This is a genomic window from Rhodopseudomonas julia (assembly GCF_030813515.1).
Classification (GTDB): Bacteria; Pseudomonadota; Alphaproteobacteria; order Rhizobiales; family Afifellaceae; genus Afifella; species Afifella julia.
The window spans coordinates 834,669-857,929 of record NZ_JAUSUK010000001.1; the positions used below are offsets into that span (position 1 = coordinate 834,669).

General features: G+C 63.9%; 19 protein-coding genes. 10 read left to right on the forward strand and 9 right to left on the reverse strand.

The window, feature by feature from the left end:
• Positions 1–167 precede the first annotated feature (167 nt).
• Positions 168–1,208, reverse strand: coding sequence for an AraC family transcriptional regulator (locus J2R99_RS03920; protein ID WP_307153175.1), 1,041 nt, complete (start codon positions 1,206–1,208; stop codon positions 168–170).
• A 147-nt stretch (positions 1,209–1,355) separates the two neighbouring features.
• Between J2R99_RS03920 and J2R99_RS03925 the strand changes: the two genes are divergently transcribed.
• The 3 genes from J2R99_RS03925 (at position 1,356) to J2R99_RS03935 (ending at position 4,970) form a co-directional block, all read left to right on the forward strand.
• The gene (locus J2R99_RS03925; RefSeq protein WP_307153176.1) at positions 1,356–3,032 is read left to right on the forward strand and encodes an acyl-CoA synthetase; all 1,677 of its coding nucleotides are present in this window, start codon (positions 1,356–1,358) and stop codon (positions 3,030–3,032) included.
• A 118-nt stretch (positions 3,033–3,150) separates the two neighbouring features.
• A complete protein-coding gene (locus tag J2R99_RS03930; protein ID WP_307153177.1) occupies positions 3,151–4,341 on the forward strand; it encodes an acetyl-CoA C-acyltransferase in 1,191 nt (396 codons plus the stop codon).
• Positions 4,342–4,553: 212 nt separating this feature from the next.
• Complete coding sequence (locus J2R99_RS03935; protein ID WP_307154131.1) at positions 4,554–4,970, forward strand: BA14K family protein; 417 nt, start codon at positions 4,554–4,556, stop codon at positions 4,968–4,970.
• An 87-nt stretch (positions 4,971–5,057) separates the two neighbouring features.
• Here J2R99_RS03935 and J2R99_RS03940 read toward each other — a convergent pair whose 3' ends face one another.
• The 3 genes from J2R99_RS03940 to J2R99_RS03950 all read right to left on the reverse strand — a co-directional run bounded on the left by J2R99_RS03940 (position 5,058) and on the right by J2R99_RS03950 (position 8,825).
• Positions 5,058–5,948, reverse strand: coding sequence for a DUF1206 domain-containing protein (locus J2R99_RS03940; protein WP_307153178.1), 891 nt, complete (start codon positions 5,946–5,948; stop codon positions 5,058–5,060).
• 82 nt (positions 5,949–6,030) lie between these two features.
• Positions 6,031–7,800: a TRAP transporter permease gene (locus J2R99_RS03945; protein WP_307153179.1), complete on the reverse strand. Its 1,770-nt coding sequence runs from the start codon at positions 7,798–7,800 to the stop codon at positions 6,031–6,033.
• Between the two features lie 53 nt (positions 7,801–7,853).
• On the reverse strand, positions 7,854–8,825 hold the full coding sequence (locus tag J2R99_RS03950) for a TAXI family TRAP transporter solute-binding subunit (RefSeq protein WP_307153180.1): 972 nt from the start codon (positions 8,823–8,825) through the stop codon (positions 7,854–7,856).
• Positions 8,826–9,230: 405 nt separating this feature from the next.
• Here J2R99_RS03950 and J2R99_RS03955 point away from each other — a divergent pair, with 405 nt between their 5' ends.
• Together J2R99_RS03955 and J2R99_RS03960 are read left to right on the forward strand one after the other, a co-directional pair.
• Positions 9,231–10,364, forward strand: coding sequence for a diguanylate cyclase domain-containing protein (locus J2R99_RS03955; protein ID WP_307153181.1), 1,134 nt, complete (start codon positions 9,231–9,233; stop codon positions 10,362–10,364).
• Between the two features lie 72 nt (positions 10,365–10,436).
• Positions 10,437–11,963, forward strand: a complete 1,527-nt coding sequence (locus tag J2R99_RS03960) for a mannose-1-phosphate guanylyltransferase/mannose-6-phosphate isomerase (RefSeq protein ID WP_307153182.1) — start codon at positions 10,437–10,439, stop codon at positions 11,961–11,963.
• Here the strand turns inward: J2R99_RS03960 and J2R99_RS03965 are convergent.
• The 4 genes from J2R99_RS03965 to J2R99_RS03980 form a co-directional block, all read right to left on the reverse strand.
• Positions 11,884–13,173: a nucleotide sugar dehydrogenase gene (locus J2R99_RS03965; RefSeq protein WP_307153183.1), complete on the reverse strand. Its 1,290-nt coding sequence runs from the start codon at positions 13,171–13,173 to the stop codon at positions 11,884–11,886. The two genes, J2R99_RS03960 and J2R99_RS03965, sit on opposite strands and share 80 nt — an antisense overlap.
• A 206-nt stretch (positions 13,174–13,379) precedes the next feature.
• Entirely contained in the window at positions 13,380–13,814 is a 435-nt protein-coding gene (locus J2R99_RS03970) for a DsrE family protein (RefSeq protein WP_307153184.1), read from the reverse strand.
• Positions 13,815–13,966: 152 nt separating this feature from the next.
• Positions 13,967–15,460, reverse strand: coding sequence for a glycerol kinase GlpK (gene glpK, locus J2R99_RS03975; RefSeq protein WP_307153185.1), 1,494 nt, complete (start codon positions 15,458–15,460; stop codon positions 13,967–13,969).
• Between the two features lie 198 nt (positions 15,461–15,658).
• Complete coding sequence (locus tag J2R99_RS03980; protein ID WP_307153186.1) at positions 15,659–15,868, reverse strand: hypothetical protein; 210 nt, start codon at positions 15,866–15,868, stop codon at positions 15,659–15,661.
• Between the two features lie 192 nt (positions 15,869–16,060).
• On the opposite strand from J2R99_RS03980, the gene J2R99_RS03985 reads away from it, so the two are divergent.
• From J2R99_RS03985 to J2R99_RS04000, 4 genes are all read left to right on the forward strand, one after another.
• Positions 16,061–16,690, forward strand: coding sequence for an exopolysaccharide biosynthesis protein (locus tag J2R99_RS03985; RefSeq protein WP_307153187.1), 630 nt, complete (start codon positions 16,061–16,063; stop codon positions 16,688–16,690).
• Positions 16,691–16,975: 285 nt separating this feature from the next.
• Entirely contained in the window at positions 16,976–17,161 is a 186-nt protein-coding gene (locus J2R99_RS03990) for a hypothetical protein (protein ID WP_092809035.1), read from the forward strand.
• Positions 17,162–17,267: 106 nt separating this feature from the next.
• Positions 17,268–18,674, forward strand: a complete 1,407-nt coding sequence (locus J2R99_RS03995) for a radical SAM/SPASM domain-containing protein (protein WP_307153188.1) — start codon at positions 17,268–17,270, stop codon at positions 18,672–18,674.
• Between the two features lie 43 nt (positions 18,675–18,717).
• Entirely contained in the window at positions 18,718–19,386 is a 669-nt protein-coding gene (locus J2R99_RS04000) for a hypothetical protein (protein ID WP_307153189.1), read from the forward strand.
• 32 nt (positions 19,387–19,418) lie between these two features.
• On the opposite strand, the gene J2R99_RS04005 is transcribed toward J2R99_RS04000, so the two are convergent.
• Positions 19,419–21,377, reverse strand: a complete 1,959-nt coding sequence (locus J2R99_RS04005) for an acetoacetate--CoA ligase (protein WP_307153190.1) — start codon at positions 21,375–21,377, stop codon at positions 19,419–19,421.
• Between the two features lie 128 nt (positions 21,378–21,505).
• Here J2R99_RS04005 and J2R99_RS04010 point away from each other — a divergent pair, with 128 nt between their 5' ends.
• Entirely contained in the window at positions 21,506–23,251 is a 1,746-nt protein-coding gene (locus J2R99_RS04010; protein WP_307153191.1) for an AsmA family protein, read from the forward strand.
• Positions 23,252–23,261 lie beyond the last annotated feature (10 nt).

Sequence of the window (23,261 nt, forward strand, 5' to 3'; positions counted from 1 at the left end):
CCGGAAAATCCGAAGCATCGAGGCAAGCTCCCCGGATTGCATCCTTTCCCCCCGCAGCTCGATCAACGGTCGACCATCAGCTAGGTACCGCAGGTGAACGCCTTGTCCATGATGGAAGCTCCAAAAGTCGTGCCGGAAGCCGCGATTGCGGCGGATTCGTCGCGCCTTCAGAGCGTCTTCTTCGGCGCCGAACCTGTCTCGCCAGCCGATCGGGGCTCAGGCTTTCTCGCCTCGCGGCGGAACTCGCCCGGGCTCTTGCCGGTCCATCGGCGAAAGGCGCGATGAAAGGCGCTCGGCTCGGAAAAGCCGAGATCGGCGGCAAGCTCGCCGACCTTCGAATGGCCGTGGAGAAGCTCCTGCGTCGCCACCGCCATGCGCAGCTCGTCCTTGATGTCGTTGTAGGTCTGGCCTTCGAGACGCAGTTTCCGCCGCAAGGTGGAGGCGGGCAGACGCATCTGCGCCGCAAGTTCCTCGAAGCCCGGCCAGGCCGAGGGCGGCATCGCCCGCAGGCGCTCGCGCAGCCGCGCCGCCTGCCCCGCATCGTGGCGGTAGCGCACCAGAATATTGGCGGGCGCCTGGCGCAGGAATTCGCGCAACGCCCGCTCGTCGCGGATCGGCGCGAGCTTCAGAAAATCGGCATCGAAGACGAGCCGGCTTTCCGGCTGATCGAAACGCACGGGCGCGCCGAAGAACAGCCGGTATTCGGCCTCGTGCGGCGGCGGAGGTCCGCGAAAATCCACCCGGCGGAGCGGGATGCGCCGCCCGATCAGCCAGCAGGAGAGCCCGTGCACCATGATCCAATAGGTGCGGTAGGCGAAGGCGGAACGCGGGCCGGCTTTGTCCTTGAGGACGATCTCGGCAAGTCCGTCCGAGACGCAGAGCTCGCCATAAGGGTCTTCCAGAACGACCCGCAGAAAACGCAGCGCCCGCCTCAGGGCCTGCTCCAGGCTTTTGGCCGACAGGATCGCATGGCACAAAAGGGTGAAACTGCCGCGCGGCATTGGCCTTGCCGCCTCGCCGAAGAACTCGTCATCGACCGCCAGCGCGACCGCGAGCCAGAGCGCCCCATATTGCTCCGCTGACACCGGCTCCACCACGATTGCGGGCATGCCGGCGTGGCGCAGGAGCGGCTCTCGGTCGATGCCGCGCCGGTCGAGACAGGCGAGCGCGTCTTCGACGAAACACGGGGCGATCATGCGCCGTTCCAATTAAGCCCACTCCCCGAAAGTGGCAAAACCGATCACGAAATTAGAGCAATTCGGTCATCGCACGCCATATCTCTTCGTCGCTAACCTGCCTTCACAAAAGAACACGGTTCCTCCGCCGCAGCGGAAAGGAACCCAGGGAGGACAGACATGGCCGCGCCTTCTGGCAGCGAAGACCGCGACGATTATGCCGACGCGATCGCAAACTTTCGTCTCGACGACATTACGAAGTTTCTCTCGGGCGATCTCGAGAATGGGCTCAACGCCTGTGTCGAATGCTGCGACCGGCATGTCGCAGGTGGCGGCACCGCGCTCCAATGGATCAGCGCCGATGGCCGTCACGAGACGTACAGCTTCGAGCAGATGCAAAAGCTCTCGGCTCGCTTTGCCAATCTTCTCACAGAGGAAGGCGTCAAGCCCGGCGATGTCGTTGCCGGCATGCTGCCGCGCACGCCGGCACTCCTTGCCATCATTCTCGGAACCTGGCGGGCGGGGGGCGTCTACCAGCCGCTTTTCACGGCCTTTGGCCCGAAGGCGATCGAGCACCGGCTCCAAATGTCGGACGCCCGCCTCGTCGTGACCGACACGGCCAATCGCGGCAAGCTCGAGGGGATCGCGGCTCTTCCCCGCGTCGTCCTGGTCGGTGGTGGGGAGAGCACGGCTTCTTCATCGGGAGACCTCGACTTCGACAGCGCCATGGCGCGCCAGTCGGAGGAATTCGAACCGGTGATGCGCCGTGGCGATGATCTCTTCCTGATGATGTCCACGTCCGGCACGACGGGGCTCCCCAAGGGTGTGCCGGTGCCGCTCAAGGCGCTCGCCGCCTTCCTCGTCTATATGCGCGACGCCGTGGAATTGCGGGCGGACGACGTCTTCTGGAACATCGCCGATCCGGGCTGGGCCTACGGCCTTTATTACGCCGTCACCGGCCCGCTCGTCCTCGGTCATGCGACCACTTTCTATGACGGGCCGTTCACGGCGGCGAGCACCTACGACATCATCAAACGCTACGGCATCACCAATCTCGCCGGCTCGCCGACCGCCTTCCGACTGTTGATCGCGGCCGGGCCCGAGGCGGCCGCCGAGGTCAAAGGCCAGCTCCGCGCCGTCTCGAGCGCCGGAGAACCGCTCAACCCGGAAGTCATCCGCTGGTTCGCCGAGCATCTCGATGCACCGATCCACGATCATTACGGGCAGACCGAACTCGGCATGGTGGTGAACAACCACCACCGCCTCCGTCACCATGTGCATCCGGGCTCCGCCGGCCATGCCATGCCCGGCTACCGCGTCGCCGTCCTCGATGATGCGGGCCGCGAGCTGCCGGCGCACAAGCCAGGCATTCTTGCCGTCGACATCGCCAAGTCGCCGCTTCTCTGGTTCTCCGGCTACTGGCAGCAGCCGACGCCGGCGATCGCCGAAGGCTATTACCGCACCGGCGACACGGTGGAGATGGAAGAGGACGGGCGCATCAGCTTCGTCGGCCGAGCGGACGACGTGATCACCTCGTCGGGCTATCGCATCGGTCCCTTCGACGTGGAAAGCGCGCTCATCGAGCATCCGGCCGTCATCGAGGTGGCAGTCATCGGCAAGCCCGATCCAGAGCGCACCGAAATCGTCAAGGCCTACGTCGTGCTGCGCGAGGGGGCCCAAGCCTCGACGGAGCTCGCCGAAGAGCTGCGCCTCTACGTCAAGGAGCGTCTTTCCGCGCATGCCTATCCGCGCGAGATCGAGTTCACCGAGGCGCTGCCGAAGACGCCGAGCGGCAAGCTGCAGCGCTTCATGCTGCGCAACCGTGAGAAGGCGAAGACCGAGAGCGACGCCGCCTGAGCCATCGGCCCCCGGCCCAGCTGCAGGCTTGCGGCGTTCACGGCTCTTGTCCGAACTCAGTCCGTGCGCCTTGGCGCACGGCATGTCCGACGCCCCGCTTCAGAAAGCGAGACATTCCATGCAAAATCCCGATCCCATCGTCATCGTCGGTGCCGCCCGCACGCCCATGGGCGGCTTTCAGGGCGACCTCAAGGATGCGAGAGCGCCAGAGCTTGGTGCAGCCGCCCTTAAAGCTTCTCTGGAGCGGGCTGGTGTTACGCCGGAGGACATCGAGGAGGTGATCTTCGGCTGCGTCCTCAGCGCCGGCCAGGGTCAGGCGCCGGCCCGTCAGGCGGCGCTCGCTGCGGGTCTGCCGCTCGCCACCGGCGCCACCACCGTCAACAAGATGTGCGGCTCCGGCATGAAGGCGGCGATGCTCGCCCATGACGCAATCCTCGCCGGCTCTGCCGAGGTGGCGGCGGCCGGCGGCATGGAGAGCATGACGAACGCTCCCTATCTCCTCGACCGGGCGCGCTCCGGCTACCGCATGGGCCATCAGAAGGTCATCGACCACATGTTCCTCGACGGCCTGGAAGACGCCTATGACAAGGGCCGGCTCATGGGCACCTTCGCGGAGGATTGCGCCGAAGCCTATCAGTTCACCCGCGCCGCCCAGGATGCCTTTGCCATCGCCTCGCTGGAAAAAGCCCAAAAGGCGATCGCCGACGGCAGCTTTGAAGAAGAGATCGCCCCGGTCACGGTGAAGACCCGCAAGGGCGAGGAAACCGTGCGCCAGGACGAGCAGCCGCCCAAGGCGAGGATCGACAAGATCCCGAGCCTGAAGCCCGCCTTCCGCGAGGGCGGTACGGTGACGGCCGCAAATTCCTCGTCGATCTCAGACGGCGCGGCCTCGCTCATTCTCATGAGACGTTCGGAAGCGGAAAGGCGCGGCCTCACCCCGCTCGCCGTCATCGTCGGGCACGCCACCCACGCCCAGGCGCCCAATCTCTTTCCGACGGCGCCGATCGGCGCGATCGAGAAGCTCGTCCAACGCACCGGCTGGGATCTGCGCGACGTCGATCTCTTCGAGATCAACGAGGCCTTCGCCGTCGTGGCGATGGCAGCGATGCGGGATCTCGACCTGCCGCAGGACAAGGTCAACGTGCATGGCGGCGCCTGCGCCCTCGGCCACCCGATCGGGGCCTCCGGGGCGCGAGTTTTGGTGACCCTTCTGGCCGCGATGCGCCAATACGATATGAAGCGCGGTATCGCCTCCTTGTGCATCGGCGGTGGCGAGGCGACCGCGATGGCGATCGAACGGCCGGCCTGAGCGCGAAAGCCCGGATCGGGCTCTTTCAGACGGGGTCAGAAAAAAATGGTGTGCAGGCCCATCGCGCGTCAAAAGCGCCTTTGCTTTGACATACCTCGGGAACACTCTCGGCAGACGGCGTGTATTGCCGGCCCACGACTTGGGAGTGAACAATGCGATTGAAGGGCCTCACGGTCAAAGTTTGCTGCCTTGCCATCGGTCTTGCCTGGAGCATGCCGTCGGCCTCGGCGGCGTCGATTGCGGCACCCGCCGTCGCATCGCCTGACGCGGCACAAATCGTTCAGCCGGTGCAATGGGGACCCCCACCTCCCCGGCGCTATGGACCGCCCCCTTATGGGCCGCCTCGTTACGGGCCGCCGCCTTACGGACCACCTCGCTACGGACCACCTCGCTACGGGCCACCTCGCTACGGACCACCTCGGTATGGGCCGCCTCCCCGTTGGCGCCGGCCACCGCCGCCGGGATGGGGGCCGCGCCCGCGCTACTATGGGCCGCCGCCGGCTCGCTACGGCGCGCCGCGCCCGTGGACGCGCGAATGGTATGCCTATTGTTCGTCGAAATATCGCAGCTTCGACCCGCGCACGGGCACCTACCGCCCCTATAACGGGCCGCGCAGGCTCTGCCGCTGAGGCGAACGGCAAGGTTCGGGCGGAGACATGCTCCGCCCGGATTTGTCGGCGATTTGGATGAGAGAGCCGGCGTGCTCGACGCCGGCTTTACTGGGGCATCGGGTCAGAGACGGTGACGGAGCCCATGCGGATGCGACGGAAGGCAGCTTCCACGAAGCAATAGCCGGCGAAGGCGACGAGGCCGAGGGCCACCAGGAAAAGCAGCACGGCGCCGAAGGGCAAACCCTGAATGTAACTCAACGCGTCTTCGAGACCTGGCGCGCTCGACGCATCGTAAATGCCGCCCGCATAAAAGGCGAGGACGCCGATCACGATGAAGATGATGCCGCGGGCGATCAGTCCCAGCGAACAGACGGGCTTCACCATCTTCATCTTGTCGCTGTCGAGGTCGAGGTATTTTTCGTAGCCGGCACACCAGCCCTTGTAGAGATGGGCGAGGCCGATACCGACCGGCACGAGGCAAAGACCGAGCGCCACCCAGCGCCCCCAGGCCTGGCCGAAGAGCCAGGTCAGCCAGCCGGCGGTCGGATCGCCGGAGCCGCCGTCCCCACCGTCGATTGCGAAGAGCAGGCTCACCACAAATGCGGCAAGCCCCATATGGATGACACCGCTGCAGAACAGGAAGAAGCGGAGAAGCAGGCCCTTGGCATCATTGCCGTGATCGTCGAGATCGCCGATCGACTGGGCGAAGCGCCAGAGGCCGAAAGCGGCAAGGCCGATGCCGACCACGACGAGAAGCACGCCACCGAGCGGCTGCGTGAGGATTTCCCGCAGTGCGCCGCGCGTGTTCTCCGCCTGCGTGGAGCCGATCGCGGCAAGAACCGCCAGGATGCCGACCACCAGATAGACGACGCCGCGGGCCGCATAGCCACCGCGCGTGCCCCATTTCAACTGTTGCGAGATTTCCGCTGCGATGGTCGCCCCCCTCGGTTTCGCCTCGACAACGTCAGATGGCGAGGCCGGTTCCGAGAGACGCATCGCAATCGTCCGATGCCGAAGACACCCGATGCCGAAGGCGGCCAGCAAGCCGGAGCTCGCGCGTGCGACCGACTGCGGCCTCTTACACGCTGACGAACACAAACAAGAGGCCGGCAAGGACCAGCGGGGCGCGCAACATCAAGGGGCGGGCCGCAATGATGCCGTAGGAGAGCATGGCGAGCCCCGCCCCCATCTTCACGAAGGCGAAAAGAGCCGCAAGCGGGCTCACTCCGAGCGCGAGAAGAGACGGATTGGCGATCATGCCGAGCGGGATCACGTAAAGCCCGATACCGAGGAGCATCGCCTTTCCCGCAACCTTCAGCCAGTTCTCGCCGATCATGCCGGCGGCGATGAAGACGGCGCCGCAGACGGGGGGCGTGATCGTCGACAACAGCGCAAACCAAAAGACGAAGAGATGCGCGACGAGCGGCTTCAGCCCAAGGGCTGCAAGCGCTGGACCGGCGACGGAGATGCAGATGACATAGGCCGCCGTCGTCGGCACCTCCATGCCGAGGATGAGACAGGCGAGCGCCGTCAGGAGAAGCGCGGGCCACAAGGAATCATTGGCGACAGAGAGGATGGTCGACGTGACCTTCACGCCGAGCCCGGTCAACGACAAAACCCCGATGACGATCGAGGCGCAGATGATGATGGAGCCGATCATCGCCACCTGGCGGCCGGCGGTCACCGCGGCAATCGCCAGCCTGTCGCCGAAATGGCGGAAGGAAAAGCGCAGGCGCACATCGAAGAAGAGCAGGATTGTGCCGGCCAGAATGGCGACGGAGGCGGCATATTGCGGCGTGAAGCCCGCACCGAAAATCGCCGCAAGCAGCGCCAGAAACGGCACGGCGAAGAACATCGAGGTGATCAGTGCCTCGCGACGCGCCGGCTGATCGGCACTCTCCACAGGGCGCAGATCGTAGCGCGTGGCAAAGGCGTCGACGCCCACCCAGACGGTTAGAAAATAGAGGATCGCCGGCGGCAGGGCGGCGGCCATGATCTGCGTGTAGGGCGTGCCGGTCAGCTCCACCATGACGAAGGCGCCCGCCCCCATCAGAGGCGGCATGATCTGGCCGCCCGAGGAGGCGACGGCTTCAACGGCGCCGGCGAGCGATTTCGGATAGCCGAGCTTCGTCATCGCCGGAATGGTGATCGCGCCGGTCGAGGCGACATTGGCGGAGGCTGAGCCCGAAATGGATCCGAACAGCGCGGACGATAAGGTCGCGACTTTTGCCGCGCCGCCCTTGAGACGGCCCGCGACCACGGTCGCAACATTCATGAAGCCCTTGCCGGCCTCGCCCGCATTCAACACCGCGCCCAAGATGACGAAGATCGCCACGACATTGACGGAGACGCCGGTGAGCTGCCCCCAGAGGCCGCCCTCGGCAAGCGTCATGGTCCCCAAAAAGCTCTCGAGCGGAAGTCCGGGATGGCCGAATTCGCCCGGCACATATTGCCCGAAGAGCCCATAGGCCAAGGTGATGAGTGCGACGAGCGGCAGCGGCCAGCCGATGGCGCGCCGCGCCGTCTCCAGTGCCACGGCGATGAGGAGCACGGCGAGCCCCATCTGAAATGGCCCGTCGATGAAGCCATACTGATCGGCGATGTCGGAGGCGTTGACCGCGATATAGAGACAACCGCCGATGCCGAGGAGGCTGAGCGCCCAGCCGCTCCACCGCTGCCACGGCGTCTTCGCCGGCAGGATCAGCATCCACGGCAGGAGAAGCGCCATATGGATCGGACGCGCCGCCAGCGCCGGCGCAAGTCCGTAAAAGATCAGGCCGATATGGAAGGCGATCGAGACGAGCCCGAGCGCCACCCATGGCCAATGTTTCGCCGGCGGATCGTCCACGGGCTCACCTTTCGGTCAATCGCCGGAAAAAAGAGAGAGCGGCAGCCGGGCCGTTATTTCAGTTGCTCCGGCACGTCGATGCCCGCTTCCTCGTAATAGCGCAAAGCGCCCTCGTGGAGTTTTCCCTCGACCTCAGAGAGAAGCTCGGGCGACACAGCCTTCCACCACGGCGCCGTCTCGGACAGGCGCGCCTTTTCTTCCCAGAACGTCTTCGTCACCAGATAGGCCGTGTCAGCGTCCATCGCCGTCGTCGTATAGGCGATGACGGGAAGCGAGGTCGTCACCACGTCCTCGTCGACGCCCGCATAGGTGCCGGCGGGAATGACGGCGCGGGTGCGGCCGGTTTTCTCGACTTCCTCATCCGTCATGGAGACGAGCCCGATATCGGCGCTTGCGGCCGTTTCCACGACGTTCGGAGCCGGAAACGAGCCGGAGGTGACGAAGGCGTCGATCTGCCCGTTCTTCAGGGCATCGGCGGCATTGCCGAGCTCGGCGTTGGCGATCGTCACCTTGTCCTTGAGATCGAAGAGCTCGAGATATTTCTCGCCCTCGCGCGCACCGAACGAGCCCTTGCCGAGAAGCACCGACTTGCCCTCAAGAGCGCTCAAGGGCAGCACCGCCTCGTCGCCGGCGATGACGAAATGCATGGTGAGCGACGGGATCGGAAAGAGGGCGCGAACGTCCTTGAACTTCTCGCTCGGCCGTTTTTCGAAGGCCCCCTTGCCGGCCTGGGCGAGGCCCACGAGCGCCGGCGGCGTGGTGAAGATGAAGCTTCCCGGGCGGACCGCCGCTTCCATGACGTTCTGAACCGAGCCCTGGCTCTCCTCGACCGTCAGGATCACATCGCCGTCCGTGCCCTGCTTGATCGCCTCGGAGAGCTCCACCCCCATCTGATAATAGGAGGTACCGGCCTTCGCCGACTTATAGGTGATGCGGGTCTCCGCCTGCGCTCCACCAGCGATCACGGCCGCGGCGACCAGCGCTCCGCCGGCCGCCCATGCACGCCATCCGGCTTTGTTCCTCATGTCCGATCCTCCCCTTCAAATTCCCCTTGATCCGGCTCTGGACAACGCCGAACCGGCTGAGGGCAAACGCCTATTCGATCCCTTCCGCCGCGGCAAGCTTCGCAAGCCCTGATGCGGCAGTGTCTCGTCATCGAGAAGAAGAACAATCCACCCCCCACGCTCTCTTCGCTCGCCGCGGTCCCGTCGCGATAGCCTCTCGAAAACACACGGGGCGCCGATTACGCAAATTTTGCCCCGTCCCCCTGCGACAATTTTGATACGCCCTTGAGACGGCGAGAGAAATGCAATCCGCCGTCGACCCCTTTCGGGCAAGACGAGAGCATTCTCACGGTTGGATTTAGGACTTCTCAACTCCTGTAGCCCATTCGCCGTGAAGGCGGGGGCGGAGCTATGACGGCAGCAACGATGCTCATATCGCGAAGCGACGGCGAGGACACGATCCTCCTGCATCTGCTCGATCTCGTCTACGGCTCCTTGCCGTCCATAACCCTCATTCTGATCGGGTTCGTCGTCGCCGGAACGATCGCTACGGTGGATACGGGCGACCAGCTTCTCGGTCTCATCACCATCCTGGGGTTTCTCATCGGCCTGGCGCGTATCGCCATATGCCTGTTTTACCGGCGCTGGCGCCGAAGCGCTCCGCTGATTGTCGGCGAATGGCATCGCTGGGAGTTCGCCTACATGGCCGGCGGATGGTTTTTTTCCGCCTGTCTCGGGGCGTTGGCGGCGCGCACCCTCGTCTTCCAGAACCACATGGCCGATGTCCTCGTGATGACGCTCACGATGGCTTACTTCACCGGCATCGTCGTACGCGTCGTGCGGCCGCGGATCGCCGTTGCACAGCTCCTGCTCGTGCTCCTGCCGGTCGTCGCCATGTCGCTGACGCTCGGCGGGCCAAGTTACATCGCTCTCGCCTTCATCGAGATCCTGTTCGCGATCGGGGCCATCCAGCTCATCATCTACAATTCGCAGACGATGGTCGCGCGGCTTCAGGCGGAGCGTTCCTTAAGCCTGCTTGCGCGCCACGATCATCTCACGAAGCTGCCGAACCGCGCCTATTTCGAAGAGAAGATGGCCGTGGCAATCTGCGAGGCGGGCACCAGAGGCGAGGGCTTCGCGCTGATCCTCCTCGATCTCGACGGCTTCAAACCGGTCAACGACACGTTCGGCCACATCATCGGCGATCAGCTTCTGCGCGCCTCGGCTGAGCGTATTCGCACCTCCCTGCCATCTGAGGCTTTCGCCGCGCGGATCGGCGGCGACGAATTCGCCGTCATCATGCCGGTCGGCATGGGGCGCGCGGAAGCCTTCGCACGAGGCAAAGCGATCCTCGCGGCCGTCGCTCAGCCTTTCACTCTCGGGCACGAGGACATCCGCATCGGCGCAAGCGCCGGCCTTGCAACCTTCGTCTCCGGCGAGCTCGGCGCCCAGCAGCTTTACACCATGGCGGATCAGGCCCTTTACCAGGCGAAACGCCAGGGGAGAGCCGATATCTGCGTCTACCAGGAAGGTTCGCTCGTCGCCCAGCGCGCAGCTTGAGCGCCAAGAAGCGCTCCTTGCATAAGTTGTGAAAACCTGCGATCGCTACCTGGGGTTCAGGGGGATGAACCGATGGGGGCAATCGTTCCGCTCGTTTTGTGCGGAGGGGCAGGCACGCGCCTTTGGCCGGCCTCTCGCGAATCCGCACCTAAGCAATTCATCAACTTCCTGGGCGAGCGCTCAACCTTCCAAGAGACGATCCAACGCATCAGCACACCGGATATCTTCGCGCCACCGGTGATCGTCACGGCCGCCCGCTATCGCCACATGGTCGCGGAGCAATTGGCGGCCCTCGACCTCAGCGCCACCATCCTGCTCGAACCCGAAGGCCGTGATTCCGGACCGGCGGTCGCCGCCGGAAGCCATTTCATCGCCGGGCACGATCCCCATGCGGTCGTCATGATGCTCGCCGCCGACCATGTGGTGGAGGATGTGGCAAGCTTCCGGGCGGCCGCTCAGAAGGCCGCAGCCAGCGCGCAGAACGGCCATATCGTGACCTTCGGCGTGCGCCCCGACCATCCTGCCACCGGCTATGGCTACATTCGGCCCGATGGCGCCGGGGAAACGCCGGACATCCGCGCCGTCGCCGCTTTCGTCGAAAAGCCCGACGCCGCGGCGGCGGAGGAATATGTCGCCGCCGGCTATTTCTGGAACTCCGGCAATCTCGTCTTTCGCGCCGATCAGCTCCTTGCCGAATACGCCCGCTTCGATCCGGAAACGGTTGCGGCCACCGCCGAGGCCGTGGCGGGTGCGCGGAGCGATTGCGGCTTCCTTCGGCTTGAGGAGACGAGTTTCGCGCGCACGACAGCCGCTTCCATCGAGATCGCCGTCCTGGAGAAGACAATCCACACACGCGTTCTTCCCGTCTCCATGGGGTGGCGGGATATCGGCTCCTGGGACGCACTCTGGTCGCTCACGGAGAAGGACGCCGCCGGCAATGCAGCACGCGGCGAGGCCCTCTTCGTCGAGGCTAAGGACAATTATGTCCTCGGCGACAACCTCGTCGCCATCGTCGGCCTGTCGGGCCTCGCGGTCGTGCAGACGCGGGATGCGACGCTCGTCATCGACCGATCGAGAGCGGAGGCGATCCGGCCGCTCATTGCCATGCTCAAGGAAAGCGGCCGGCCGCAGATCGAAGAGCCCGCCTATGTCTATCGCCCTTGGGGAAGCTATCAGGCGATCGATCGCGGCGAACGTTTCCAGGTCAAGCGCATCGAGGTGAAGCCGGGCGGGCGGCTCTCCCTGCAACGGCACTTTCACCGCGCCGAGCACTGGATCGTGGTCCGCGGCACGGCTCTCGTCACGATAGGAGAGACCGAAAGGCTCCTCTACGAGAACGAATCGACGTTCATCCCGATCGGCGCCGTCCACCGGCTCGAAAACCCCGGAAAGATCCCGCTCGAGCTGATCGAGGTGCAATCCGGCACCTATCTCGCCGAAGACGACGTGATACGGCTCGATGACGATTACGACCGGCTTCGCGACGACTGGGAACGCCGCGCCTATGCCGCAGAACCGGTCAGAGACTCCAGTAATGGAGATGCGGGGGGCAAGCCGCAAAGCGCGACTTCACGTCCACAACCACGCCGCCATTCCTGACGCGCTCAAAAAGGCTCGCTCCCGCATCGGCGAGATAGGCCGCGTGTGGAACGGCCATGATGGCCGCGTCGAGATCGTCGATCGCCTGAAGCTCCTGAAGCTCGATCCCATAGGCACGAAAGGCTGCGTCCTTCTCGGCGAGCGGGTCGTGGACGAGTGGCGTGATGCCGTAGTCGCGCAGCTCCTCGACGATGTCGGGCACGCGGCTGTTGCGGAGATCGGACACGTTTTCCTTGAAGGTGAGCCCGAAAATGCCGACGCGGCTGCCCTTCACGCGGAGCCCCTGCCCGATCATCAGCTTGACGGCCTTGCGGGCGATGAAGGCGCCCATCCCGTCATTGGTGCGACGCCCGGCCAGAATGACCTCCGGATGGTGGCCCATCTCCTCGGCCTTGGCCGTCAGATAATAGGGGTCGACGCCGATGCAGTGACCGCCGACAAGGCCGGGCGTGAAATCGACGAAGTTCCACTTGGTGCGCGCGGCCGCCAGCACGTCGGCAGTGCGCAGACCGAGGCGGTCGAAGATGAGGGCAAGCTCGTTCATCAGCGCGATGTTGAGGTCGCGCTGCGTGTTCTCGATGACCTTCGCTGCCTCCGCCACGCGGATCGAGGGCGCGCGATGCACCTCCGCCTCGAGCACCGAGCCATAAAGCTCGGCAAGACGATCGAGCGTCTTCGCATCGGAGCCGGACACCACCTTCGCGATCGTCTCGAAACGATGGCGATCGTCTCCGGGATTGATGCGCTCCGGCGAATAGCCGACGGCAAAATCCTGCCCGAACCTCAAGCCGCTCTCGGCTTCGAGGATCGGCACGCAGACCTCCTCCGTCGCGCCTGGATAGACGGTCGATTCGTAGACGACGATATCGCCCGCCTTCAGCACGCGCCCCACAGTCACCGAAGCGCTCTGAAGCGGCCGGAGGTCCGGCCTTCGGGCAGGCGTGATCGGCGTCGGCACCGTGACGATGTGAATATCGGCCCGTGACAGCTCTTGCGTGTCGGACGTGATGTGAAGCCTCGGACAGGCGAGATCCTGCGGCGTCACCTCGGCATTGCGATCACGCCCGGCGCGCAGTTCCTCCACGCGGTCCGCATCGATGTCGAAGGCGATCACTTCATAGCCCGCACGCGCAAAGGCTGCGGCGACCGGGAGCCCGACATATCCGAGCCCCAGGACGGAGAGACGATGTCGGTCCAAAAATCCCCTCATGCGATGGTCACGATCAGGCAGGGGGGCGATGTGTCGGCGACCGTCCTCCAGATGCTAGGCGACACGCCTACAAGCGGCGGGTTTTCCGGTCAACGGCGGGACATGCTCTCGGTTGTGGCGAGACGGTGCCGGATGATGTCCCGGATGTCCCGGATGCCGCGCCCGCCTGGTCCGCGTGGGCGGCACCACGTGCCACGAAGGGTTCCTCAGAAATTCAGAACGCGGGTGTTCTCCGCCAGAAGACGCTCCGCCATCTGCGGCGGCTGTGCCACACCGACGCCCTCGATCAGCGCATCCTCGTTCAGCCCCTTATTGGGCAGATAGAGGGCGCAGACATCGACGGCCGTCTCCGTCTTTTGCAGGATGGTCTGCATCAGCCCCTTCGGGCTCATGCCTTTCGGCTTCTGCAAGGCCATCGCACTCGCTGGCGCGTTTTTGAGAGCGATATCGGCCGCCGGCCCGCACAGAAGTACTTGCGCCTTCGCCCCCTGCTGAACCGATTGCATGGTGAGCACCATCGCCATCAGCTGCGTTTGCGGCTCAGGCGATGTCACGACGGTCACGAGCGACGGCTTTTGCTGCGCCATGGCGGGCGTGGCGAAAACCAGGACGAGGCTTGCGAGGACTAGGATCTTGCGCATCGGGGGGATCTCCAAAAATCATCACATTCATTTTCAGGAATATGATGATTTTTGTCCAGCCCGAACGCCGCGCTCCTTCGCCGCGCCCCAATCGTATTTTGACCAGCCGCCGCGCTGTCGCGCGGCAGCCGGCACCTTTGGAGACCTCGTGGTCAGTCCTGCCGTGTCAGCGTCCGGCGCACGGCATCGCGCCATCCGGCGAGCTTTTCGTTGCGCATCTCCTCGGAAATCTGCGGCGTGAAGCGGCGTTCGGGGCGCCAGGCCTTGGCGAACTCCTCCTCATGCGGCCACACGCCGGCCTGGCGGCCGGCAAGCCACGCCGCCCCAAGGGCAGTCGTTTCCAGAACCACCGGCCGATCGACCGGCGCATCGAGGAGATCGGCGAGACGCTGCATCGTCCAGTCGCTCGCCACCATGCCGCCGTCGACGCGCAGCACCGGATCGTCGGCGCCCTGCCAGTCACGCTGCATGGCGGAGATGAGGTCGGCCGTCTGGAAGCAGACCGATTCAAGTGCCGCCCGGGCCAGTTCGGCCGGGCCCGTCGCCCGCGTCAGGCCGAAGAGGGCGCCCCGCGCATCGGAATCCCACCAGGGCGCGCCGAGCCCGGTGAAGGCCGGCACGAGATAGACGTCCTGGCCGTCATCGGCGCGGCCGGCGAGTTCGCCCGATTCTTCGGCGCGGTCGATCATTTTGAGCCCGTCGCGCAACCATTGCACGGCCGCACCGGCGACGAAGATCGAGCCCTCGATGGCGTAGGTGGTGCGCCCGTCGAGGCGATAGGCGATCGTGGTCAGAAGCTTGTTCTTGGAGCGGACGAAATCCTCACCCGTATTGAGGACGGCAAAGCAGCCCGTCCCGTAGGTCGACTTCACCATGCCGGGCGTGAAACAGGCCTGGCCGAGGGTGGCGGCGTGCTGGTCGCCGGCAACGCCGCGGATCGGGATCGCCGTGCCGAAGATCGCAGGATCCGTCTCGCCGAATTCCGCCGCGCTGTCCTTCACCTCCGGCAGCATGGAGCGCGGCACGCCGAGCATGGCGAGAAGCTCGTCGTCCCATTCGTTGCGGCGAATGTCGAACATCAGCGTCCGTGCCGCATTGGTCGCGTCGGTCGCGTGCACGCGGCCCCCGGTCAGTTTCCAGATGAGCCAGGTGTCGACCGTGCCGAAGAGAAGGTCGCCCGCTTCTGCGCGCGCTCTCGCGCCTTCGACATTGTCGAGAATCCAGTTCACCTTGGTGCCGGAGAAATAGCTGTCGATCAGAAGACCGGTCTTCTCGGCGACAGGCTCTGCATGACCGTCCTTGATGAGCCGCTCGCAAAGCCGTGCCGTCCGGCGATCCTGCCAGACGATGGCGTTGTGGACCGGCTTGCCTGTCTTGCGATCCCAAACGAGCGTCGTCTCGCGCTGATTGGTGATGCCGATGCCGGCGAGATCCGGTGCGGAAAGCCGGGCTTCGGCCAAGGCGCGGCGCACGGTCTCCACCGTGGTGCGCCACAGATCTTCCGGATTGTGCTCCACCCAGCCGGAGCGCGGGAAATGCTGCTGGAATTCCAGCTGCCCGACGCCCATGACGTGGGCGCGGTCGTCAAAGACGATCGCTCGTGTCGATGTCGTGCCCTGATCGATGGCGAGGACGTAACCGCCCATATCCTACCCTTCCTTGTTTTTCGTCCCGACCTTTATTGGGCGAGCGCCCGCCATGCTCAAGGGCGAAGGCAGGATAGAGGGAAGGAAATCGGGGCGCGGCGGGCAAACGCCCGGAAATCCGCATCTTCTGAATGCAATACGCCAGATCCGACAACTCGAATCCGGCGTCTTGCAAGATCAGTCAGTGGCGAAAGGCGGTCAGTGGCGCGCGGCCATTTTCTTGGTGCCGCACAGGCGCTCGAACGCGTCGGCCGGGGCGTGCCCGGTCGCTTCCGCTTCGGCTGCGAGATCGCAGGCGGTGGCAAAGGTCGACATCATCTGAGCGAACGAGCGGCCCTGACGTGCCAGCGCGTCGTGCCAGTGCGCTCCAGCGAGATGGGGTTGGGGGGTTGAGGGGGATGTGCGCATGGGATCACTCCTGCTTTGACCCTTCTATTCTTGGCGCTGACCTACGCCCGGATGCCGCACCGCACAACGCACCTTACGCGATAGCAGCCATCGCGAATTCGGGAGGCTCCGGCTGGAGATAGCGGAAACTCTGTTAATCCCTTTGAAGTCCGCCGGAGCCAGTGTTGCAGGGGCCGGCCAGGAAGGCGCGGAGTGGAACCCGCCCTCCTCTCCACCCGTTCGGCGGTCATGGAATCCAATCCCCGCAACACGACCGAAGTCGTCGATCGGCTCGCTGAAACGGCACGCCGGCACGAGCGCGTCTCGATCGGGCAGATGATGGACACGTTCGGCCACCGCAGTTACGGCCCCTTCCTGTTGGTCCCCGCCCTGATCGAGCTCTCACCGATCGGCGGAATACCGGGCGTTCCCACTTTCCTCGCCGCCATCATCGCGCTCTTCGCCGGCCAGATGCTTTTTGGTCGCGATCATTTCTGGATCCCCGACTTCCTGTCGCGCCAAAGCGTCTCCGCCAGGAAACTGGGCGAGGCCACGCAGTCCATGCGCGCCTTCTCACGCCGCCTCGATCGCTGGTTCCACGGTCGGCTCACCCGCTACGCCAAAGGCCCCTTCGTGCGGGTGGCGGCCTTCATCTCCATCCTGATGACGCTGACGGTCCCGCCCCTGGAACTCATCCCGTTCGCAAGCAGCGCACCGATGGGCGCCATCGCGCTCTTCGGGCTCGCACTCCTTGTCTGTGACGGCGCCTTGATGATCGCCGCCACAGGCCTTGCCGGCGTCGCGTTGGCAGTAACGGCAAGCGTCTTCGCGCCGGCGCTGTAAAGGGCACCTCCACGCATGGGCGGCTGCCGACGACCTGTTCGTCTTATCTCGCTGTCCAAATAGCAGCCACACATCCACGCGACTGAAACCGGCACAGATCAGCATCTCCGCACCTATACTCATTTTGCATAAAAATGTAACTATAGAATTATTGTACGACCATCTTCAATAAGAGCGAAGTATTACTCTTTTTCAATATTTGATCATAAGCATTTCTACTTGACTCTCGAATTCTTCTAGTCCGTTATTCTCGTGTTGCGTCACGCACACGAGGAGGAAGTCGTTATGGCAACTGAAGCCGGACATCTGCATCAGCCCGACTATTTGCGTGGCCTCGCCAAGCAGTTGCGCGAGGAAGCGGACCGGGCGGAGGCCCGCGCCAAGAACCTGGAAACCGGAAAGGAAGCCGTCGGATGCGACCCCGGCTGCTGGAACGTCCTTTCCACCTGCATTCAGGTGCAACCGCTTTGACATGAAGCGTCCGGCGTCCGTTCGCGGACGCCGGATCTTTCTCCGCCTCACGCCGCCTTTCGTGCGGTGAAGGCGGGCCCAATTCGCACGCCGGGAGGAGGCCACAATGGGCGTTGAAGCGAAGCACTCCGTTCCTGTCCTGAAGGACAATGTGCGGCTGAAGCCGATGCAGGGTTATGCGCTGGCGCATGGCTACCATCCTTCGCTTATTCGGATGATCCATCCCTCCCATGCGTTTTTTCTGTCGCTCTGCCACGGCCGCATGACCGCCGCCGAAATCGCCTTTCTCTACGGCGAAACCTACGGGCTTTCGTCGACGAAAGCCCGATCGCAGGTGATCCGGCTGATCGAGCAAAACCGGATGTTTCTGACGGAGGATGATCTGTCCATCGGAGAGCCGGGGCCCGATCCGCAGGTCAAACCGCGTTTCGAACCGAAGAGCTTTCTTTATCCCGGAGACGACGCGATCATCGCGAGCGCCGCCCATGGGCAATGGCCGGTGCCCGCCGGCATCAACATCACGCTCACCTTCAAGTGCAATTTCGACTGCACCTATTGCTACCAGGACCTCCGGCAAAAGGGAGACCCGCGCTGGGACCTGACGAAGTGCCTGAAGGTGGTCGACGAGGCCGCCGATTGGGGTGTCGTTTTTCTCGGCCTCACGGGCGGCGAACCCACTCTTTTCAAGGGCTGGCTGGAGGTCATCGAACACGGCCTCCGCCTCGGCATGATCCCGACAATCACCAGCAATGGCACGGTGATCGGCTCTGACCCCAGGATCGCGCAACGTCTCGCCAAAGCGGGAATGGAGGAGATCACCATTTCCTTCGATGCGCCGACGGCAGAGCTTCACGACGCGGTGACGCGTTCGCGCGGTCAATTCCAGCGCGTGCTCAACGCCATCCACTACCTCACCGATGCCGGCATCAAGGTCATCGTGAAGAGCGTGCTCACACCCAAGACACAAGACGGCGTCGAGACGATGATCGACCTTCTCGTCACGCTCGGGGTCGCGGAAATCGGCATCTCCTACATGGAGACCGGCGCCATCCATTCCGGCGCCAATTCAGAGACAAACGTCACGGACGAAGAGCTTGCGCGGGTCCGCCAGAAGGTGGCGAAGAAGCGCGACGATTATGCCGCTCTATGCCGCGTTCATCCCCCCAAAGACACCAGCCGCAAATGGAGTGAAGACGACTGGTATCCCTGTGGCGGTATCAATATGGGCATGTCGATCTTTCCGACCGGCGATGTCTCCGTCTGCGACAAGATGCATGGCGTGAAAGACTTCACCTACGGCAACGTCTTCGAGGCCGGACTGAAAGCCATCTGGAATGGGGACGCATTCGCGGCGCTGCGTGAGCGCACAGTGGCGCCTGCGCTGATCGATCCGGAATGCGCACACTGCTCCAAGCTCTATGCCTGCCGCACCTCTTGTTTCGTGGATTCGTTCAACGCCACCGGCAGCTACTACGCCAAGGACCCACATTGCGGCGGGCCTTTTTTCACCTGAGCAAGCTCCAGGACCACCGCCCCTCCCCCGAAAGGCCAAACCCATGTCCGTGAAATTCGACATCAACTACCATGCCGAACTGACCGCAGAGGCCAATGACGGCGTCCTCGATGAAGAGCAACTCGGCTATGTGGTTCTCGCCAATATGGCGCAAGATCTGCTGCAGACGAAAAGCTATGTGCACTTCGACAATTGCGATTTCCCCGGCGGCATCCAGCATATCGCCGAGGAATGGAACCTCATCGACACGATCGGCGACAAGTACGGAGATCCCGCGCTTGCCGCTTTTGGCGCACTCCTTCACACGACGCAGGACTTCTACGCGCATTCGAACTGGATCGAATTGCATGTGAACGACGCGCCGATTCCGGTCTGGGATCAAACGCTGCAGACCCTGCCCGCAGATATCGTCAGCGGCACCTGGGCGCTCGGCTCGCCGAAACTGTGCGGACCCAACGCACCGAGCCACAGCCAGCTCAACAAGGACAGCCCGAGCTCGACGGAGGGGAGCAAAATCGTCGATAGCGGCCCGAACGAGGGCAAGAGCTTGTTCGAGCTTGCCTATGCGACCGCGCTGTCGGCCACCAAGGTGCAGTACGCCCGCTTCAAGACGGTCAAACTGGCAGCGGGCGACCTGCGCACGGCGCGCACCGAAGGCGAGACATTGATGTATATGATAAAGGCGAACGCCGAATTGCGCCGCGTCTTCTGACGTTCGCCAAACTCACCTGCTCCCCAATTCCCCTACTCTCGGAGCGCTTCGATATCCCGGTAAAGATCGAGCGCTTCGGGATTGGCCAGCGCCTCGATGTTCTTCACGTCGCGGCCGTGCACGATGTCGCGCACGGCAAGCTCGGTGATCTTTCCCGATTTCGTGCGCGGAATGTCGGCGACCTGGACGATCTTCTGCGGCACATGCCGCGGTGAGGCACCCTCGCGGATCTGCCTTTTGATGCGGGCAATCATGTCCGCATCGAGATCCACACCCTCGGCAAGCCTGACGAAGAGAACGATGCGCACATCGTCATCATAGGTCTGGCCGATGGCGAGCGCTTCCAGAATTTCCGGCAGCTTCTCGACCTGGTTGTAGATCTCCGCAGTACCGATCCTGACCCCGCCCGGATTGAGCGTCGCGTCGGAGCGGCCATGGATGATGATGCCGCCATGTTCGGTCCATTCGGCAAAGTCGCCGTGGCACCACACGCCCGGAAACCGATCGAAATAGGCAGACTGGTATTTGATCCCGTCGGGATCGCCCCAGAACATCACCGGCATCGAAGGAAAGGGCTTGGTGCAGACGAGCTCGCCCTTGGCGCCGGTCACGGGCTGGCCGTCCTCGTCCCACACATCGACCGCCATGCCGAGGCCCGGCCCCTGGATCTCGCCACGCCATACGGGCTCAGTTGGAATGCCGAGCACGAAGCAGGAGACGATGTCGGTCCCACCTGAAATCGAGGCGAGATGCATATCCTGTTTGATCGCCTCGTAGACGAAGTCGAAATTCTCCGGTGCGAGCGGCGAGCCGGTCGAGGTCATCATGCGCAGGGCGGAAAGATCGTGCGAGGTCGCCGGCGTCAGCCCCGCCTTGCGCACCGCATCGATGAATTTTGCCGAGGTGCCGAAGACCGTCATCTTCTCCTCGGCGGCATAATCGAAAAGCGTGTTGCCATCGGGATAGAACGGCGAGCCGTCGTAAAGCAGGAGCGTGGCATCGCAGGCGAGCCCTGAGACCAGCCAGTTCCACATCATCCAGCCGCAGGTGGTAAAATAGAAAAGCTTCTCGCCCGGCGTGATCGAGCAATGCAGCCGATGCTCCTTCAGATGCTGCAGAAGCGTGCCGCCCGCCCCATGCACGATGCATTTCGGAATGCCCGTCGTGCCGGAGGAGAAGAGCACATAGAGCGGATGATTGAAGGGCAGGCGCTCGAAGGTCGGCTCCTTCGCCTCGAACGAGGCGACGAAATCGTCGAGGGCGACGCCCCGCGGCACACGTTTCGCCACCTCCTCGGCCTGGTCGAGATAGGGCACGATCACGACTTTGCCGGCCGTCGGAAGTTTCTCGGCGATCTTGGCGAGCTTGTCGGCCACCTCGATCTTCTTGCCGTTGTACCAATAGCCGTCGCAGGAGATGAGGAGTTTTGGCTCGATCTGCCCAAAACGGTCGAGAACGCCACCTTCGCCGAAATCGGGAGAGCATGACGACCAGATCGCCCCGAGCGAACTCGCCGCCAGCATCGCGGCGATCGTTTCGGGCATGTTCGGCATCATCGCCGCCACCGGATCGCCCTTGCCGATCCCGGCGTCGCGCATCGCCTGCTGCAGGCGTGAGACGAGGCCGCGCAGATCGTCCCAGGACAGCCGCCGCTTCACCTTGTCCTCGCCGCGAAAGACGAGGGCATCCTCGTCGCCTTTGCGCTTCAAGAGGTTCTCGGCAAAGTTCAGCTGCGCATCCGGGAAGAAGGCCGCCCCCGGCATCGCCTCGGCGCTCTCCAGGATCCGATCGCCCTTTTCGCCGACGACGCCGCAATGATCCCAGACCGCATTCCAGAATGCGGCAGGGTCACGCACCGACCAGGCATGGAGGGCGTGATAATCACCGAGTTCTTCACCCGCTGCCTTCTCTGCAGCGGTTTTGCGGAAGCGCGCCATGGGCGTCGCCTCGGCCTTGGCCGGATCGGGTTTCCACAAAGGCGTATCGTTCATCAGCGTTTCCTCGGCTCGTGTTCTGTAAAGGCGGTCTTGCCTCACGAAGGAAGGCGTGCAGAAAGCCCCAAACGCCTTGCCTTCGGTCGGCAAAGCCCCTATCGCGATGACAACGGAGATAGGTTCCCATGATGCGGCGGCTGCTTATCGCCCTCGGCCTCCTGGTCATGATCGTGGGCGGGCTGGCATTTCTTGTTAGCCAACTCGTCTCGCCCGAAGACGTCAAGCGTCGGGTCGCCGAGCAGATATCGGCCTGGACCGGGCGGGAAGTCTCGCTCGAAGGCGAGGCTGTCATCACGCTCCTGCCGCGCCTCAGCGTCAAGCTCAAGGACGTGGAGATCGCCGGACCTGCGGGTGACGACGCGCCTTTCGTCCAGATGGCCTTCCTCAAAGCCTCGGTGCGCCTCCTGCCGCTTCTCATCGGCGAGGTCGAAATCGAGGATTTCACCATCGTTTCTCCCGTGATTTCGTTGCGCCGGGCCGCCGATGGGGCGGAGAGCTGGGATTTCGACACGAGTGCGGCCGCACTGCAACTGGCCTTTGCAGGTGATGTGCGCCTCGGCTCCTTCGTCATCCAGGACGGACGGATCGTCTACAGCGATGAACTGAGTGGTCGTCGCGAAATTTTCTCCAAGGTCAACCTCAATTTGCAATGGGACAGCGTCAGAAAACCGATCGAAGTCTCCGGCCGCTTCGTGCGCCATGGCGAAGAGATGCGCATCACCGCCTCCGCGCAGCAGCCCTACCGCTTCATTAGAGCCGGCGAAACGACGCTCAATCTCGATGTGCAGGCGAAAAGCCTCAACGCCTCCTTCAGCGGCACGGTGCGCGACCCGCGCGATCCGCATCTCCTCGGCAGGCTCGCTCTCAACCTCGAAGACGCACCCAAAGTGCTTTCCTGGTTCAGCGGCCGTTTTGCAGAAGCCTCGCCCTTCCAGACCATCCGCCTCGACAGCGACGCCGACATCGCCGGCAATATGGCGACCTTTTCCGACGCCACCCTCAATCTGAACGGCGTTTCGGGAAAGGGTGCCTTGCGGCTCGATTTCGCCGGCACGCCCTCCGTGTCGGGGACGCTCGCCTTCCCCTCCTTCGATACGACGCCGGTCCTGCATCATCTCTTCCGCGTCGAGGACGGCGAGGCGCCGAAAATCCTCAAGGCGCGTCTCACCACCGGCTGGCTCGACGATTTCAAGGCGGATCTTCGCGTCTCGGCCGGCGAAGTTCGGGTCGATGCGGCACGCCTGCAGCGGGTCGGGGCCTCGCTTCTCGTCCAGAACGGCCATGCCCTTCTGACGATCGGAGAGGCTGAGCTTTACGGCGGGCGCCTCAGCGGCAACATCACGCTCGACGTGGACCGGGGCCTGCCGCGTCTGCAGACGGCCCTGCGCGCCCATGAGCTCAAAACCGCCAATCTCACCTCCATGCTCGGCATCGCGCCGATCGAGGGGACGGCCGATATCATGGTCGAATTGGCCGGCTCCGGAGAAGATATCGACGCCATGCTGCAGGCCGTGACCGGGCGCCTGACCGTCGACGCCAAGAACGGCCGCCTGCCCTATCTCGACCTTGAAGCGGCGGCGAAGGCACCTTCCGGCGAGGCGCAGCCTCTCCTCAATGCCAGCGCGAGCACCCCGTTCACGGCGCTCAAGGCGGCCCTCACCTTCGCCAACGGGCAGGGAGAACTCACCGACAGCCTGGTGGAGACATCGCGCTACACCGTCTCCCTTGCCGGCGAGATCGGTCTTCATAACCGTCGCCTCGCCCTGTCCGGAACGCTGACGCCCAAAACGGATCAGCCGGCGATACCGGTCGAGATCATCGGCAAGCTGGCAAGTCCGGAACTGACCTCGAGCGCGCCAGCCTCGAACTGAGGCACAGCAG

Excerpts from the sequence above, each read along its gene's own strand:
- J2R99_RS03925 (WP_307153176.1), top strand. The coding sequence starts at position 1,356 with ATGGCCGCGCCTTCTGGCAGCGAAGACCGCGACGATTATGCCGACGCG.
- J2R99_RS03930 (WP_307153177.1), top strand. The coding sequence starts at position 3,151 with ATGCAAAATCCCGATCCCATCGTCATCGTCGGTGCCGCCCGCACGCCC.
- J2R99_RS03935 (WP_307154131.1), top strand. The coding sequence starts at position 4,554 with ATGCCGTCGGCCTCGGCGGCGTCGATTGCGGCACCCGCCGTCGCATCG.
- J2R99_RS03940 (WP_307153178.1), bottom strand. The coding sequence starts at position 5,948 with ATGCGTCTCTCGGAACCGGCCTCGCCATCTGACGTTGTCGAGGCGAAA.
- J2R99_RS03950 (WP_307153180.1), bottom strand. The coding sequence starts at position 8,825 with ATGAGGAACAAAGCCGGATGGCGTGCATGGGCGGCCGGCGGAGCGCTG.
- J2R99_RS03955 (WP_307153181.1), top strand. The coding sequence starts at position 9,231 with ATGCTCATATCGCGAAGCGACGGCGAGGACACGATCCTCCTGCATCTG.
- J2R99_RS03960 (WP_307153182.1), top strand. The coding sequence starts at position 10,437 with ATGGGGGCAATCGTTCCGCTCGTTTTGTGCGGAGGGGCAGGCACGCGC.
- J2R99_RS03965 (WP_307153183.1), bottom strand. The coding sequence starts at position 13,173 with ATGAGGGGATTTTTGGACCGACATCGTCTCTCCGTCCTGGGGCTCGGA.
- J2R99_RS03970 (WP_307153184.1), bottom strand. The coding sequence starts at position 13,814 with ATGCGCAAGATCCTAGTCCTCGCAAGCCTCGTCCTGGTTTTCGCCACG.
- glpK (WP_307153185.1), bottom strand. The coding sequence starts at position 15,460 with ATGGGCGGTTACGTCCTCGCCATCGATCAGGGCACGACATCGACACGA.
- J2R99_RS03980 (WP_307153186.1), bottom strand. The coding sequence starts at position 15,868 with ATGCGCACATCCCCCTCAACCCCCCAACCCCATCTCGCTGGAGCGCAC.
- J2R99_RS03990 (WP_092809035.1), top strand. The coding sequence starts at position 16,976 with ATGGCAACTGAAGCCGGACATCTGCATCAGCCCGACTATTTGCGTGGC.
- J2R99_RS03995 (WP_307153188.1), top strand. The coding sequence starts at position 17,268 with ATGGGCGTTGAAGCGAAGCACTCCGTTCCTGTCCTGAAGGACAATGTG.
- J2R99_RS04000 (WP_307153189.1), top strand. The coding sequence starts at position 18,718 with ATGTCCGTGAAATTCGACATCAACTACCATGCCGAACTGACCGCAGAG.
- J2R99_RS04005 (WP_307153190.1), bottom strand. The coding sequence starts at position 21,377 with ATGAACGATACGCCTTTGTGGAAACCCGATCCGGCCAAGGCCGAGGCG.
- J2R99_RS04010 (WP_307153191.1), top strand. The coding sequence starts at position 21,506 with ATGATGCGGCGGCTGCTTATCGCCCTCGGCCTCCTGGTCATGATCGTG.